Origin of the sequence: Pandoraea aquatica (assembly GCF_902459565.1) — a bacterium.
Classification (GTDB): domain Bacteria; phylum Pseudomonadota; class Gammaproteobacteria; order Burkholderiales; family Burkholderiaceae; genus Pandoraea; species Pandoraea aquatica.
Window position 1 is genome coordinate 240871 of the sequence record NZ_CABPSN010000002.1, and the last position, 14425, is coordinate 255295.

At 64.8% G+C, this 14425-nt stretch carries 12 protein-coding genes, 1 tRNA gene and 1 pseudogene; 12 read left to right on the forward strand and 2 right to left on the reverse strand.

The window, feature by feature from the left end; all coding sequences use genetic code 11:
- Positions 1-29: 29 nt before the first annotated feature.
- Entirely contained in the window at positions 30-419 is a 390-nt protein-coding gene (locus PAQ31011_RS06530) for a thioredoxin family protein (protein ID WP_150575082.1), read from the reverse strand.
- 77 nt (positions 420-496) lie between these two features.
- A complete protein-coding gene (dprA, locus tag PAQ31011_RS06535; RefSeq protein WP_246179416.1) occupies positions 497-1942 on the reverse strand; it encodes a DNA-processing protein DprA in 1446 nt (481 codons plus the stop codon).
- Between the two features lie 129 nt (positions 1943-2071).
- Here dprA and def point away from each other — a divergent pair, with 129 nt between their 5' ends.
- The 12 genes and pseudogenes from def to queD all read left to right on the forward strand — a co-directional run bounded on the left by def (position 2072) and on the right by queD (position 14362).
- Positions 2072-2575, forward strand: coding sequence for a peptide deformylase (def, locus tag PAQ31011_RS06540; protein WP_150575083.1), 504 nt, complete (start codon positions 2072-2074; stop codon positions 2573-2575).
- Between the two features lie 82 nt (positions 2576-2657).
- A complete protein-coding gene (locus tag PAQ31011_RS06545) occupies positions 2658-4532 on the forward strand; it encodes an ArnT family glycosyltransferase (RefSeq protein ID WP_150575084.1) in 1875 nt (624 codons plus the stop codon).
- A gap of 95 nt (positions 4533-4627) precedes the next feature.
- Positions 4628-5614: a methionyl-tRNA formyltransferase gene (gene fmt, locus PAQ31011_RS06550; RefSeq protein ID WP_150575085.1), complete on the forward strand. Its 987-nt coding sequence runs from the start codon at positions 4628-4630 to the stop codon at positions 5612-5614.
- Positions 5615-5835: 221 nt separating this feature from the next.
- The gene (htpX, locus tag PAQ31011_RS06555) at positions 5836-6696 is read left to right on the forward strand and encodes a zinc metalloprotease HtpX (protein WP_039394597.1); all 861 of its coding nucleotides are present in this window, start codon (positions 5836-5838) and stop codon (positions 6694-6696) included.
- A 76-nt stretch (positions 6697-6772) separates the two neighbouring features.
- Positions 6773-8086 carry a 16S rRNA (cytosine(967)-C(5))-methyltransferase RsmB gene (gene rsmB / locus PAQ31011_RS06560; RefSeq protein WP_150575086.1) on the forward strand — a complete coding sequence of 438 codons (1314 nt, stop codon included), beginning with the start codon at positions 6773-6775 and terminating at the stop codon, positions 8084-8086.
- Positions 8083-8679, forward strand: a pseudogene (locus PAQ31011_RS06565) (DUF4390 domain-containing protein); the annotation flags it as partial. The gene rsmB and the pseudogene PAQ31011_RS06565, both read left to right, overlap by 4 nt.
- A 229-nt stretch (positions 8680-8908) precedes the next feature.
- Positions 8909-11287: a sensor histidine kinase gene (locus PAQ31011_RS06570; protein WP_281349982.1), complete on the forward strand. Its 2379-nt coding sequence runs from the start codon at positions 8909-8911 to the stop codon at positions 11285-11287.
- Positions 11288-12028, forward strand: a complete 741-nt coding sequence (locus PAQ31011_RS06575) for a response regulator (protein ID WP_150575088.1) — start codon at positions 11288-11290, stop codon at positions 12026-12028. It begins immediately after the preceding gene.
- Positions 12029-12139: 111 nt separating this feature from the next.
- A tRNA-Phe gene (locus PAQ31011_RS06580) sits at positions 12140-12215 on the forward strand.
- A 291-nt stretch (positions 12216-12506) separates the two neighbouring features.
- Positions 12507-13247 carry a 7-cyano-7-deazaguanine synthase QueC gene (gene queC, locus PAQ31011_RS06585; RefSeq protein WP_150575089.1) on the forward strand — a complete coding sequence of 247 codons (741 nt, stop codon included), beginning with the start codon at positions 12507-12509 and terminating at the stop codon, positions 13245-13247.
- Positions 13248-13273: 26 nt separating this feature from the next.
- Positions 13274-13909, forward strand: coding sequence for a 7-carboxy-7-deazaguanine synthase (gene queE / locus PAQ31011_RS06590; protein ID WP_150575090.1), 636 nt, complete (start codon positions 13274-13276; stop codon positions 13907-13909).
- Between the two features lie 12 nt (positions 13910-13921).
- Entirely contained in the window at positions 13922-14362 is a 441-nt protein-coding gene (queD, locus tag PAQ31011_RS06595) for a 6-carboxytetrahydropterin synthase QueD (RefSeq protein ID WP_411829204.1), read from the forward strand.
- Positions 14363-14425: the final 63 nt, after the last annotated feature.

Sequence of the window (14425 nt, forward strand, 5' to 3'; positions counted from 1 at the left end):
ACACGGGCTGCCGTGGGCCGCTGTGGGGCCTATCCTGCCCGCAGATGCTCGCGCAGCGCGGGGGCCGCGACCGTGGCATCACCCAGGACGTCGGCGTCGAGCATGCGCTCGAGAATCCCGATGGCCGGCAGCACCGGGCCGAAGAAGCGGGCCCGACCGGCCGATTGCGGTGCGTCCTGAACCAGTAATGTCGGGAAATTCTCGATGTCGTGGTCGTCGAGCCAGTCGGCGTGCGTTTCGATATCCACCCAGACGAAACACAGCTCGGGATGCTTCGCGGCCAGTTGCTCGAAGGTTTGCGCGTATTCACGGCAGGTGCCGCACCACGCCGCGCACAAACAGGCCACGAGACGCGTGTTGCCCCCGGCCAGCGCGGCAGCCAGTGCAGAACGGTCGGCGACGGGATCGAAAACGGGCATGGTGTCTGTGATATCGGTTGCTGTGTTTTGGGGAGCGGACGGGCAGAGGCGCGTTGTCTGACCCTCGTGGCATGGCTTCAGCTGGCCAAAATAAGTCGGCTGAACCGGCCACCCGGCAGGCGGGCGACATGGCCGCCGAGTTCCAGTGTGCCCAGTTGCGCCAGCACCTCGGCAATGCCAAGGCCGGTGCGCTCGCAGAGGGTGTCCGCGTTGACGGGATCATACCCCAGCGCTTTCAGAACCGCTGTCGTGCCCGCCGGGGCATCTACCGGCCCGGCGGGGCTCACGTCCGTCGATGCCTGTGTCCGTCTGACGTGGACACCCGGCAGAGGGGGCGCGTTCCCGTCAGTGCAGCCTTGAGCGATCCGTCTGTTGAGATCCGGCAATGCGTCGCCCTCGCCAGAGGGTAAGGGACGGCGCTGACGCTTGCGCTCGTCGCGGGCGGGGCGTGCCGGGGCGGGCGGCGTCATGCCCAGGGCTTCCAGCACGTCGTCCGGCGAAGCAGCGAGGGTGGCGCCGTCCCGAATGAGCACGTGGCAGCCCTCGCTATGCGGCGAGTGGATCGAACCGGGTACGGCGAGGACGTCGCGTCCCAATTCGCCGGCAAGTCGCGCCGTGATGAGCGAGCCGGAGTGTGTCGTCGCCTCGATGACGACCGTGCACCGGGCGAGTGCCGCGATCAGCCGGTTGCGACGGGGGAAGTGCTCGGGCCGGGGCGGTGTGCCGACCGGAAACGCGGACAGCATCAGGCCCCGTTCGGCGATCTGTTCGGCCAGTGCGCGATGGCGCGTTGGGTAGACGATGTCTGCGCCGGTGCCGATGACCGCGCACGTGCCCCCGGACGTCTCCAATGCCCCCTCGTGGGCGGCCGCATCGATTCCTGCGGCGAGCCCTGACACGACGGCGACACCGGCATCTCCAAGCGCCCGTGAGAAGTGCCGTGCGTTGTCGCGTCCCTGTAGCGAGGCGCGACGGCTGCCGACCACGGCCACGGCCCGCTCACCGTCGTCCCCCGAGCGGTTTGCCAGCATCACGTCTCCCCGGCAGTACAGGATCGGCGGTGCGTCGCCGAGGGTCAGCAACGCGCGCGGATAGGCCGTTTCGGACAAGGTGACGACGGTGCATCCCGGTCGATGAGCCCATTCGAGGGTGAGGGCGATTTGCGTCGACAATTCGGCAGACGTGCGCGCCAGCAGGCGCCTGACGACGTCCGCCGGCACCACGTCGGACAACGCGCCGCGCGACGCGCCGAAGATCGCACCGGGCGGACCGAAGGCCGCCAGCAGACGTCGGACCGCCGCCGGCGGTACGCCCGGCGTGTGACACAGGCGCAGCCAGTCCTTGATTTCCTCCCGGGCCGCACCGATCTGTCCATTGGAAAGCGTGGCCCCGAACTGGGCGGAATCCTCGTTCCCCGACGTGCAGAAGCCGCTCGTGAGGCAGGCGGGACGGGCGTCACGGGGGGCAGGGGCAGCGTCGGCCGCCAGCGTCGACGATAGCGCTATGCTAAAATTTTTCATCATCCGGTAAGCATTGACCGGGGGGCCAGAGCAGACGGGGCGCGCGACAGACATTGCCGTACGCCTTCGTGATCACACGATTTTGCGTGTGCGCCCGCCCGCAGGGCAATGCGGCGAATTCCCGTTTTCATCATGGCATTACTGACAATTCTTCAATATCCCGATCCGCGTCTGCATAAGGTGGCCAAGCCGGTCACTGTGGTGGACGACCGGATCCGTCAACTCGTCAAAGACATGGCCGAGACCATGTACGACGCCCCCGGCATCGGCCTCGCGGCCACGCAGGTCGACGTGCACGAGCAAGTCATCGTGATGGACCTCTCGGAAACGCGCGACGAACTGCGCGTGTTCATCAATCCGAAGATCGTGTGGCGTAGCGACGAACAGAAGGTCTACGAAGAGGGTTGCCTCTCCGTGCCGGGCATTTACGACGAAGTCGAGCGTGCTGATCGTGTGCGCGTCGAAGCCCTCAACGAGAAGGGCGAGAAGTTCGTCATCGACGCCGACGATCTGCTCGCCGTGTGCATTCAGCACGAGATGGATCACCTCAAGGGACGCGTGTTCGTCGAGTACCTCTCGCCGCTCAAGCGCAACCGCATCAAGGCGAAGATGAAGAAGCAGGCCGAACGCGCCTGATCGCCTCGGCGCGCCCATCGCCCCTCCCCGTCAGGTTTGGGCGCGCCGGTAAAGTCCTCTATACTTGCAGCGCTCGCGGGCCATGCGCCCGTCTTCTGCTGCTGCGACGGGGCGTCTCGAACGTCTGCCGTCGGGCCAATCACCCCGACTGTCTGACGAGATGTCCATCGCCACGCCTACGCTGTCTTCCCGCACCCGTCTTGTTTTCTGGCTGAGCGCCGCACTGCTGTTCGCGTTCCTGCTCGCGGGTCTGTTCGATCGCGACCCCTGGAAGGCCGACGAACCGTATTCGGTCGGCATGGTGCTCAACTTCTTCCGGGGGCACGATCTGATCGTGCCGCGCGTGGCCGCTGATCCCTTCGTCGAGAAGCCGCCTGTCATGTACTGGACGGGGGCGATGTTCGCGCGTGCGACTTCCGCCGTACTGCCCGTGTTCCAGGGCGCGCAGTTCGCGGTGCTTGCGTGGCTCGTCATTGCGGTGATCTGCGTTGGACGTCTGGCGCAGCGTCTCTACGGTTCCGATACCTTCAACTGGCTCGCACCGATGCTCATGGTCGGCAGCTTCGGGGCCATCGAAAACATTCACAAACTGACGGCCGACGTGCCGCAACTGGCCGGTGCCGCCCTGGCGCTGGCGGCGCTTGCACGGCTTGCGCGGGCAGAAAACGCTGCACGTTTGTGGGGGCTGCTCTTCGGCACGGGCGCGGGCATCGCGTTCCTCAGCAAAGGCTTGCTCGTGCCCGGCGTGCTGGGCCTCACGGCGTTGGCCGTCTTCCTCCTGCCTGCGTACCGCACGCGTCGTTACGCGGCGGCGCTCGGCTGGGCGTTGCTCGCCTCGCTGCCGTGGCTCATCGTCTGGCCGATGCTGTTCTGGCACGCGTCCGAGCCGCTGTTCGTCGAGTGGTTCTGGGATAACAACTTCGGCCGGTTCTTCGGCTTCGTGCATCTCGGCGGCGAGCGCAAGTCGTACTGGAACGATGTGTCCAGCTTGCTCGGTTTGACCTTTCCGGCCGGCTGGCTCGCCGTGGGGGCGCTGATTTCGCAGCTGCGTCAAGGTACGGGCACGGGCGGTCGTCTGCGACGCTTCGTCGGCGAGCGCCCGGAACTCGCCATGCTGTGGCTGTACGCCGTGCTGTTCGTGTTGACGCTGGTGGTGTCGTCGGCCATCCGCGATATCTATATGTTGTCGCTCTTCCCGGCCATCGCCGTGCTGGGCGCTGGCGTGCGTCTGCCGACGTGGCTTGAGAAAACCTGGTCGGGCGTGGCGCTGGTCCTCATGAGCGTGCTCGGCGTGTTCCTCTGGGTGCGCTGGGGGCTGCAACTGACCGGCAACGGACACGTCGCCGCAGGTCCGATCGGCAAGTGGTTGCCACTCGATTACGTGCTGCCGTTCTCGCCGGGGCTATTCCTCGCGGCCCTGGTCATCGCGGCATTGTGGGTGACGGCCATCGCGCATCGCCGTGAACTCGGCGCACTCGTGTTCGGTTTCGCGGGGCTGATGTTCGTCTGGGGCACGCTCTCGACGCTGCTGCTGCCGTGGGTCAACGAAGCGCGCAGCTATCGCACGCCGTTCGCCGCATTGCATGAGGCGCTATCGCAAGTGCCGCGGGCAACGAAGGCCATGAAGACGACCGAAGCAGGCACATCCAGCGCGAGCGCTTGCATCGGATCGTTCAACATGGGCGAATCGGAGCGGGCCATGCTCGACTATTTCATCGACGTGCGTCCGGTGCAGCTCCCGAGTCTCGACGACGCTTCACGCTGCGACACGCTGCTGGTGCTCGACAAGGCGGCGAACCGCATCGCGGTGCCGGACGCCTGGCGCGAGATCTGGCAGGGCGGACGCGCCGGTGACACGAACGAGCGTTTTCGGGCATTCGTGCCGAGCACGCCTGCCACGCCTGCTTTGCCCGCCACGGCCTCCGCCGCTTCGGCTGCACCCGCCGCTGCTCAGTAAGTTGTTGCACCCGGCGGGCACCCGCCGCGCACCCACCGGTATCGCCGCAGCAGTACACCCGCATCACGTCAGCACCACGCAGGAGGAAGTCCATCATGACGCTTCGCATCGTTTTCGCCGGGACACCGGAATTCGCACAAACCGCGCTCGCCGCCATCGATGCCGCTGGCTTTTCTGTGGAGCTGGTGCTTACTCAGCCAGACCGTCCCGCTGGACGTGGCATGAAGCTTCAGGCCAGTCCCGTCAAACGCTACGCGCAGGAACGCGGCATGCCGGTCGCGCAGCCGCCGTCGTTGCGTCGTAACGGCAAGTATCCGGAAGAAGCCACGGCGGCCATCGAGCAATTGCGCGCCCTCGCACCGGACGTCATGGTGGTGGCGGCCTACGGCCTGATCCTGCCGCAGGAGGTGCTCGACCTGCCGCGCTACGGCTGTCTGAACATCCACGGTTCGCTGCTGCCTCGCTGGCGCGGCGCGGCACCGATTCACCGCGCCATCGAGTCGGGCGACGCCGAGACCGGCATCACGATCATGCAGATGGATGCCGGACTCGACACCGGCGCGATGATTTCGCGCGAGGCCGAACCCATCGGTCCCGAAGACACGACGGCGACGCTGCACGACCGTATGGCCGCGCTGGGCGGCAAGATGATCGTCGAGGCGTTGCAACGGCTCGCACGCGACGGCCATCTGCCGTCCGAAGCGCAGCCCGAGGCGGGCGTCACGTATGCCGAGAAGATCGCAAAACAGGAAGCGGTGGTTGACTGGCACAAGCCGGCCGAGACGCTGGCGCGGCAGGTGCGGGCGTTCGACCCGTTCCCCGGTGCGCTGGGCACCGTGCACGACACGCCCGTGAAGCTCTGGCGCGCAAGCGCCGTGGCGGGCAAGTCGGGTGTCGCACCCGGTACGGTGCTCGAAGTGAGCGCTGACGCTATCGTCATCGCCTGCGGCGAAGGCGCGCTGCGCGTGACCGAGTGCCAGAAGCCGGGCGGCAAGCGCCTGCCGGTGCGAGAGTTCCTGGCGGGCTTTGCGCTGGCGACGGGCGACGTATTTGTGACGGGTGCGGCTGGCGCGGCGAGCTAAGCGGTTCAGGTGTTTTGGGATTCGACGTTCTGGACATCAAAACAGCGCGAAAATGGCGTAAAACGTCTTCGAAGTCGCCCGCAAACGCGGTGAACGTCTGAAAAATTGTCGAGACCGGTGCCGGGGACGTTGAATTTTCGTCAGGCGACACCATCTAACGCCCGAGGACACGCAAAGTGCGTGACCCCTGAGGTCATCAAGGATTTGCAGAGGAGAACACTATGTTCAATTGGATGAAGACCACCCTGCTGATGGCGGCCATCACCGCGTTGTTCATGGTGGTGGGCGGCATGATCGGCGGCAAGCAGGGCATGATGCTCGCGCTGGCGTTCGCGCTCGCGATGAATTTCTTTTCTTACTGGTTCTCGGACAAGATGGTGCTGCGCATGTACAACGCGCAGCAAGTCGACGAGACCAGCGCGCCGCAGTTCTACAACATGGTGCGGGAGTTGTCGCAGCGTGCCGGTTTGCCGATGCCGAAGGTCTACCTGATCAACGAGGACGCCCCGAACGCGTTCGCGACCGGCCGCAATCCGGAGAACGCTGCGGTGGCTGCGACGACCGGCATTCTGCGCGTGCTCTCCGACCGTGAGCTGCGCGGTGTGATGGCGCACGAGCTGGCCCACGTGAAGCATCGCGACATTCTCATCTCGACGATTTCCGCCACGATGGCCGGTGCGATTTCCGCGCTCGCCAACTTCGCCATGTTCTTCGGCGGACGCGACGAAAACGGCCGTCCGGCCAATCCGATCGCCAGCATTGCCGTGGCGATTCTCGCGCCGCTGGCTGCGTCGCTGATTCAGATGGCGATTTCGCGCGCCCGCGAATTCGAAGCCGACCGGGGCGGTGCCGAGATCTCCGGCGACCCGCAGTCGCTCGCCATGGCGCTCGACAAGATCCATCGTTACGCGCAGGGGATTCCGTTCGATACGGCCGAGCAGCACCCGGCGACCGCGCAGATGATGATCATGAATCCGCTGTCCGGGGGGCGTCTCGCGAACCTGTTCTCGACCCACCCTGCGACCGAAGAGCGCGTGGCGCGTCTGATGGAGATGGCGCGCACCGGCCAATACCCCGTCTGATATCCTGTCGCCCGACAGCCGTCCAGTTACCCCCCATGCCCGCCGTCGTGCGGGCATGTTTGTTTGTAGAACGCCCATGCCGCAACCGAGTCTGCCCACCGAATCCCTGGCCTATGTGCTGCAACGCGCCGCACAGGTCGTCGAATCCGTCCAGAAGGGCACCGCATTGCCGCAGGCGCTGACGCAGGCCACCGCCCAGTGCGCGCCGACTGTGCGTGCCGCCACGCAGGATCTCGCCTACCGCGCCGTGCGGCGTCTGGGCAGCAGCCGTGCGCTGCTCGCCGTGCTCGTCAAGCCGGCCTTGCAGGCGCGCGTGCGCGACATTCTCCTGTGCGCCCTCGCATTGCTGCAAGACGACGCCGAAGGTGCTGCGTACACCGAATTTACGGTCGTCGATCAGGCGGTCGAAGCCATTGCCGCCCAGCGTCGCACGGCAGCGGCAAAGGGGCTCGCCAACGCGGTACTGCGACGCTTCCTGCGTGAGCGCGGCGCGTTGATGGCGCAGGTCGAGACGCAACCCGAAGCGCGCTGGAATTACCCGGCGTGGTGGATCGACACTGTGCGCAGCGCCTATCCCGACCAGTGGGAGACGCTGCTGGCCGCGGGTAATGGCCGCGGACCGATGACGCTGCGCGTGAACACGCGCCGTGTCAGCGTGGAGGCCATGCAGGCGGCGCTGACGCAGGCCGGCATGGAGGCCGAGGTCATCGGCCCGGTGGCGTTGCGTCTGGCGCAGGCGGTGCCGGTCGATCGTCTGCCCGGTTTCGCCGACGGATGGGTGTCGGTGCAGGACGCCGGTGCGCAACTGGCCGCGCCGTTGGTGCTCGGCGAGCATCCGACGCCGGGCATGCGCGTGCTGGACGCCTGTGCAGCCCCGGGTGGCAAGACCGGTCATCTGCTGGAAATGGCGGACGTGCAGGTCACGGCGCTCGAATCGGACCGCACGCGCGTGCCGCGCATCTACGAGAATCTCGAACGACTCGGGCTGGAAGCGGACGTGCGCATCGGCGACGCGGGCAACCCGTCGAAATGGTCCGGCGGGGGATGGGACGGCGTGCCGTTCGACCGCATTCTGGCCGACGTACCGTGTTCGGCAGCGGGCATCGTGCGCCGTCATCCGGACATTCGCTGGTTGCGTCGCGAGGCCGACATTGCCGCGCTGGTCGAAGAGCAGCGCCGGATTCTGCTCGCGCTGTGGGAGACGCTGGCCGTAGGCGGCGAACTGATCTATGCGACGTGTTCCGTCTTCCCGGCGGAAAACGAGCAGCAAGCGCAATGGTTTGAACGTGTTCGCACAGATGCGGTACGATTGGACGCTCCCGGGCAATTGCTGATGACCCCTGGCGGCGCCCACGACGGCTTCTACTACGCTCGCTTCCAGAAACGGTGACTTTCTCCCAACGGCTACTGGCCTGCCTGCTGCCACTGCTGCTGTGCGTTTTTGCGCTCGGCTACGCGGCACCCGCGCGCGCCGAAAACGAAATCCAGGTGCGCGAGGCCCGGCTCGAACCGTCGGACGGCGGCTGGTCGCTCGACGCGCGCTTTGCCTTCGAACTCAATAGCAGTCTCGAAGATGCCGTCAATCGCGGCGTCTCCCTCTATTTCACGACGGACTTCGAACTGACCCGCTCGCGCTGGTACTGGTTCGACGAGAAGGTCGTGAATACGTCTCAGAGCGTGCGGTTGTGGTTCCAGCCGCTCACGCGTCAGTACCGAGTCTCCAGCAATAACGGCAACAGCAACAGCGGCGGTCTGCAGCTCGGCTTCAGCTCGTTGCGCGAAGCGCTCGCGCTCGTACGCAATGTCAGCGGCTGGCGCGTGATCGAGAAGGGCGTGGCAAAGCCGGGCACGCAATATCAGGTGTCGGTGCGCATGCGGCTCGACAACGCGCTCATGCCCAAGCCGTTCCAGATCGACGCGGTGAACAATCGCGACTGGAACCTCAGTTCGGACTGGACGCGCTTCCTGTTCACGCCGGCGCAACCGTCGGCGTCGGCGAGCTTGTCCGTGCCGGCAGTGGCAGGCGTCGCGGCGGCGCTGCCGGTCGCAGCGTCGGCATCGACATCGGCATCCGCCGCAGCCACGCCTATCACGCTCGCGCCGTCTGCCGCGCCTGCGAGTTTCGGCCTGACGGGAATGACGGCGTCACCCGATGCGACGAATGCGGCGAACGCCGCGTCGCGTTCGATGGGCAAATTGCCACTGGCCTTCAATGCGGCCCTCCCGCCCGGAGCTGCCCGTGTCAAATAACGGCGGCGGCCTGCTCAAGCACATCGTCATTCGCACGCTGATCGTCACGATGGCGCTTGTCGCCATCGGTCTGTTCGGCCTGCTTGCGCTCGCGTCGGCCAACACCGAATTCTTCGATCGCTACTATTCGCTGCTCTACACCGCGAATATCGCGGTCGCGTTCATCTTCGTCTTCATCGTCGGCGCGCTCGTCTGGATCATTCTCGTGCGGCTGCGTCAGCGACGTTTCGGCACGCGACTGCTCGCCAAGCTGGCGATCTTCTTCGCGCTGGTGGGCGTGTTGCCGGGCGGCATCATCTATCTCGTGTCGCTGCAATTCGTCTCGCGCAGCATCGAATCGTGGTTCGACGTGCGCGTGGAAACGGCGCTCGACTCCGGTCTCGAACTCGGGCGCGCGATACTGAACAACGGACTGTCCGATCTGAGCGCGAAGGCGCAACTGGTGGCCGACAATCTGGCGTCGAGCGGCGAGAAGGGCGGCACGCTCACGCTGCTGCGCATGCGCGATCAGTTCGGCTTGCAGGACGCGACCATCGTCGACGGCAACGGTCGCGTGCTGGCCTCGGCCTCAGGCAACTTCAACGCGCTGGTGCCCGATCTGCCCACTGCGCTGATGTTGCGACAGGCGCGTACGCAGCCGCGTGGCTACACGGCCATCGAAGGGGGCAGTGAAGGCTACGACCGGCATGAGGGGCACGATCAGTTGCGCTGGCGGGTGGTGATCCGCATTCCGTCGAGCTACACGTCGTCGTTGCAGGACGACGAACGCTTTCTGCAAGTCACGCAATTGGTGCCGGCCAATCTGGCCAAGAGCGCCGAGGCCGTGCAGAACGCCTATCGCGAGTATCAGGAGAAGGCGCTGGGACGCACGGGCCTTCGCAAGATGTACATCGGTACGCTGACGCTATCGCTGTTCCTCGCGACCTTCGTGGCGATGATGCTCGCGCTGGCGCTCGGCAGTCAGCTGGCGCGTCCGCTGTTTCTGCTCGCACGCGGCACGCAGGAAGTTGCGGCGGGCGACCTGTCGCCCAAGGGCGAGGTGCGGACCAATGACGAACTGGGCTTCCTGACGCAGGCGTTCAACGCGATGACGCGTCAGTTGTCCGACGCGCGCGCCACCGTCGAGCGCAACCGGCTCGCGCTGGAAAGTTCGAAGGCACACCTGGAGTCCATTCTGTCGAGCCTGACGGCCGGCGTGTTCGTGTTCGACCGCGATTTCCGGCTGACGACGGCCAACGCCGGCGCCGAGCGCATCTTCAAGCAGAGTTTTCAGGGTGAATTGAATCGTTCGCCCGCACATATTCCGGCGCTGGTAGAGTTCGGTGAAACGCTGCGTCGCGCGTTCGCCGATCGCGACGCCAATGCCGACCTCGGTCCGGGCGGGCACTGGCAGCAGCAGATCGGTCTGACGCTGCCAGGCGAAACCGACGGCGTGACGCTGCTGGTGCGCGGCTCGCATCTGCCGGAACCGATGGTGGCGGTGGCCGGGGTGCCGACCCGTGCAGGCGGCGGCTACGTGGTGGTGTTCGACGACATCAGCGACGTGATCTCTGCGCAGCGCTCGGTGGCCTGGGCCGAAGTGGCGCGGCGCCTGGCGCACGAGATCAAGAATCCGCTCACGCCGATTCAGCTCTCGGCGGAGCGTTTGCAGATGAAGCTGTTCGACAAGCTGCCACCGGCCGACGCCGAAATGTTGCGCAAGGGCGCGACGACCATCGTCAATCAGGTGGCGGCCATGAAGCGCATGGTGGACGATTTCCGCGACTATGCGCGACTGCCGCCCGCGATCATGCATCCGTTGCAACTCAACGAGCTGATCGGCGAGGTATTGACGTTGTACGGTGTGGATGAAGGGCGCAGCACGATCCGTCCGTACCTCGATACTGAGCTGCCTGAGATACGCGGAGACTCGACGCAATTGCGGCAGGTTATCCATAATCTGCTGCAGAATGCTCAAGATGCGGTCGGCGGAACCGAAAACCCTCTTATCACGGTGGAAACGAAGACAGTAGAATACGCAGGAACGGATGTGCATCCCGGCGAACCGAAGCGCACAGCAGTGCGTCTGACGATCACGGACAATGGGCCGGGCTTCCCGGCGCGCATTCTGACCCGTGCATTCGAACCCTACGTGACGACCAAGTCGAAAGGCACCGGGCTCGGGTTGGCGATGGTCAAGAAGATCATCGACGAGCATCAGGCGCGCATCGACATCCGTAACCGGTCTTTACCCGAGGGCGAAGGCAGTGCAGGTGCACAGATTTCGATCTTGTTTACTCAATTGGCTGACGACCAGGAACTGCCGCGCAGCAAGCCGGCAGAACACACGAAGGTAGCGTAAATGGCAACCATTTTGGTGGTGGATGACGAAATGGGGATCCGGGAGCTGCTCTCGGAGATTCTGAGCGACGAGGGGCATGTCGTGGAGGTGGCGGAGAACGCGCAGGAAGCGCGCGCTTTTCGTGCCGCACACACGCCCGATCTCGTGCTGCTCGATATCTGGATGCCCGATACCGACGGCGTGACCTTGCTCAAGGAATGGGCGGCACAGCAGTTGCTGACCATGCCCGTGATCATGATGTCCGGACATGCCACGATCGACACCGCCGTCGAGGCGACGAAGATCGGCGCGCTCAACTTCCTCGAGAAGCCCATCGCCCTGCAAAAGCTGTTGCAGGCGGTGGAACAGGGGCTGGCGCGCGGCAAACGCGAAGCGTCCGGTGGGGCGGCAAGCGCCTTCGAAGGCGATGACGACGCACTCGAAGCCGGGGTCTTCGGCGAGAGCGAGCCGCGTCACGCCGGTGCGGGCCTGAATGGGACGGCCTCGCATCACGTGCCGCTCGGCGTGAGCGATGCCGATGGCGTGAGTGGTCTGGCCGGGGCGGGCATGTCGGCGGACATCTCTTTCGATGTCCCGCTGCGCGAAGCCCGCGACGCCTTCGAGCGCGCTTACTTTGCTTATCATCTGGCCAAGGAACACGGCAGCATGACGCGCGTGGCCGAAAAGACCGGGCTGGAACGCACGCACTTGTACCGCAAGCTCAAGCAACTGGGCGTCGAACTTTCCAAGAGCAAGACCTGATGGAACGGCGGTGTGGCGCGCGCAAACGTGCCGTCATGCCGCTTCGCTGCAGATTTTTTAGATGAAGGGCTTGCACAAAGCGTATTCGTTCTCTATAATCGCTTTTCTCTTGGCCCGGTAGCTCAGTTGGTAGAGCAGCGGATTGAAAATCCGCGTGTCGTTGGTTCGATTCCGACCCAGGCCACCAAATTCGAAGGGCTTGCGCATATCGCAAGCCCTTTTTGCGTTTGACCGAAAACGCTGCCCGATGATGGGTATAACGGCCCGGCGATAGCTGCGCGGGGCAACGCGGTTCAAAATCGCGTGACAACTCCCGCACGCGGGTTGCCCGGAAGGTCCGGGGACGTTCGAGACTTCGATTTCCTACGTCCCGAATGTCCGAAAGGTCCGGTCTTCGATGGCAGCCGCAAGCGCGTGCCCCGGCCCCCGCTGTCGCGATGCCTCGATGCTCCGACGGCTAGGGCGATACTGCTAGCGCATGATCATGACGACAAGCACCGATTCCGCTCTGGTTCTGTTCTCCGGTGGACAGGATTCGACCACCTGCCTCGCGTGGGCGCTCTCGCGCTATGCGCGCGTCGAGACGCTGGGTTTCGATTACGGCCAGCGCCACAGCGTGGAGCTGGAGTGCCGCACCGACGTGCTGGCCAAGCTGCGCGAACGTTTTCCGCAGTGGGCCCCGCGACTGGGCGACGATCACATGATCGACCTGTCGATCCTCGGCCAGATCAGCGAAACGTCGCTCACGCGCGAAACCACGATTGCGATGGCGGCGAACAATCTGCCGAACACCTTCGTGCCGGGACGAAATCTGCTGTTTCTGACGATTGGTGCGACCATTGCGTATCGCCGCGGTTTGCGCGTACTCGTCGGCGGCATGTGCGAGACGGATTTCTCGGGCTACCCCGATTGTCGCGACGACACGATGAAGGCGCTTCAGGTCGCGCTCAATCTGGGCATGGACCAGCGTTTCATCGTCGAGACCCCGCTGATGTGGATCGACAAGGCCGACACATGGCAGATGGCGCAGGATCTGGGCGGCGACGTGCTCGTCGAGACCGTGCGCGAAGACACGCACACGTGCTATCTGGGCGAGCGCAGCGTGCTGCACCCGTGGGGCTACGGATGTGGCGAATGCCCGGCGTGTCAGTTGCGTCAGCGCGGCTACGAGCAGTGGCGCGCACGCGATAACCAGCATCAGGGTCGCCAGACGGTCTGACCCTTCATAGTCGAATCGAGAGCATCATGACGTACGCGGTAAAGGAAATCTTCTACACATTGCAGGGCGAGGGCGCGAACGCCGGACGCCCGGCCGTGTTCTGCCGGTTTGCAGGTTGCAACCTGTGGACGGGGCGGGAAGAGGACCGTGCCGACGCCGTCTGCCAGTTCTGCGACACGGACTTCGTCGGCACCGATGGCGAGAACGGCGGCAAGTACCGCACACCGGCCGACCTCGTCGCACAGGTCGTTGCCCTGTGGCCGCAGGACGATCGCGCGCACCGCTTCATCGTGTGCACTGGCGGCGAGCCGCTGCTTCAGCTCGACGCCCCGCTGATCGCTGCGCTGCATGCCGAGGGTTTTCGCATTGCCGTGGAAACCAATGGCACGCAAGTCATTCCCGAAGGCATCGACTGGGTGTGCGTGAGCCCGAAGGCCGATGCCGAAATGGTCGTCACGCGTGGCGACGAACTGAAGGTTGTGGTGCCTCAGGATCGTCAGCGTCTGACCGATTACGAAGCGCTCGACTTCACGCACTTCTATCTGCAACCGATGGATGGCCCGTTGCGGGACACGAATACCAAGCTGGCGATCGACTATTGCAAGTCGCACCCGCGCTGGTCGTTGTCGATGCAGACGCACAAATACCTGAATATTCCCTGAGCCGTTGCTGTGATTACGATTACCCGGAAACTCGAATTCGATGCGGGCCACCGCATTCCCGATCACCGAAGCCAGTGCCGCAATCTGCACGGGCATCGCTATGTGCTCGAAATCACGCTCGCGGGCGAGGTGAGCCGTGAGAGCGGTGCGTCCGACAACGGCATGGTGATGGATTTCGCCGACGTGAAGGCGCTCGCCAACGAACACTTGGTCTCCGTGTGGGACCACGCGTTCCTCGTCTATGAAGGCGATACGGCCGTGCGCACTTTCCTCGAGACGATGCCCGACCACAAGACCGTGGTGTTCGATCGCGTGCCGACTGTCGAAAACCTCGCGGCCGCCGCGTTCGACAAGCTGAGCCACGTGTTCGATGCGCATTACGGTCGCGACCTGCGTCTGGTGCGTCTGCGTCTGTACGAGACGCCGAACTGCTGGTCGGAAGTGACCGCCTGAGCCACGGCTTGCGCGAATCGGCCGTCGTCCTCTGGGATGACGCCCGAGATGTCACGGAACCGA

What these genes read in the sequence shown, in the direction of transcription:
- PAQ31011_RS06530 (WP_150575082.1), bottom strand. Translation starts at nt 419, where the DNA reads ATGCCCGTTTTCGATCCCGTCGCCGACCGTTCTGCACTGGCTGCCGCG.
- dprA (WP_246179416.1), bottom strand. Translation starts at nt 1,942, where the DNA reads ATGATGAAAAATTTTAGCATAGCGCTATCGTCGACGCTGGCGGCCGAC.
- def (WP_150575083.1), top strand. Translation starts at nt 2,072, where the DNA reads ATGGCATTACTGACAATTCTTCAATATCCCGATCCGCGTCTGCATAAG.
- PAQ31011_RS06545 (WP_150575084.1), top strand. Translation starts at nt 2,658, where the DNA reads ATGCGCCCGTCTTCTGCTGCTGCGACGGGGCGTCTCGAACGTCTGCCG.
- fmt (WP_150575085.1), top strand. Translation starts at nt 4,628, where the DNA reads ATGACGCTTCGCATCGTTTTCGCCGGGACACCGGAATTCGCACAAACC.
- htpX (WP_039394597.1), top strand. Translation starts at nt 5,836, where the DNA reads ATGTTCAATTGGATGAAGACCACCCTGCTGATGGCGGCCATCACCGCG.
- rsmB (WP_150575086.1), top strand. Translation starts at nt 6,773, where the DNA reads ATGCCGCAACCGAGTCTGCCCACCGAATCCCTGGCCTATGTGCTGCAA.
- PAQ31011_RS06570 (WP_281349982.1), top strand. Translation starts at nt 8,909, where the DNA reads ATGCGGCCCTCCCGCCCGGAGCTGCCCGTGTCAAATAACGGCGGCGGC.
- PAQ31011_RS06575 (WP_150575088.1), top strand. Translation starts at nt 11,288, where the DNA reads ATGGCAACCATTTTGGTGGTGGATGACGAAATGGGGATCCGGGAGCTG.
- queC (WP_150575089.1), top strand. Translation starts at nt 12,507, where the DNA reads ATGATCATGACGACAAGCACCGATTCCGCTCTGGTTCTGTTCTCCGGT.
- queE (WP_150575090.1), top strand. Translation starts at nt 13,274, where the DNA reads ATGACGTACGCGGTAAAGGAAATCTTCTACACATTGCAGGGCGAGGGC.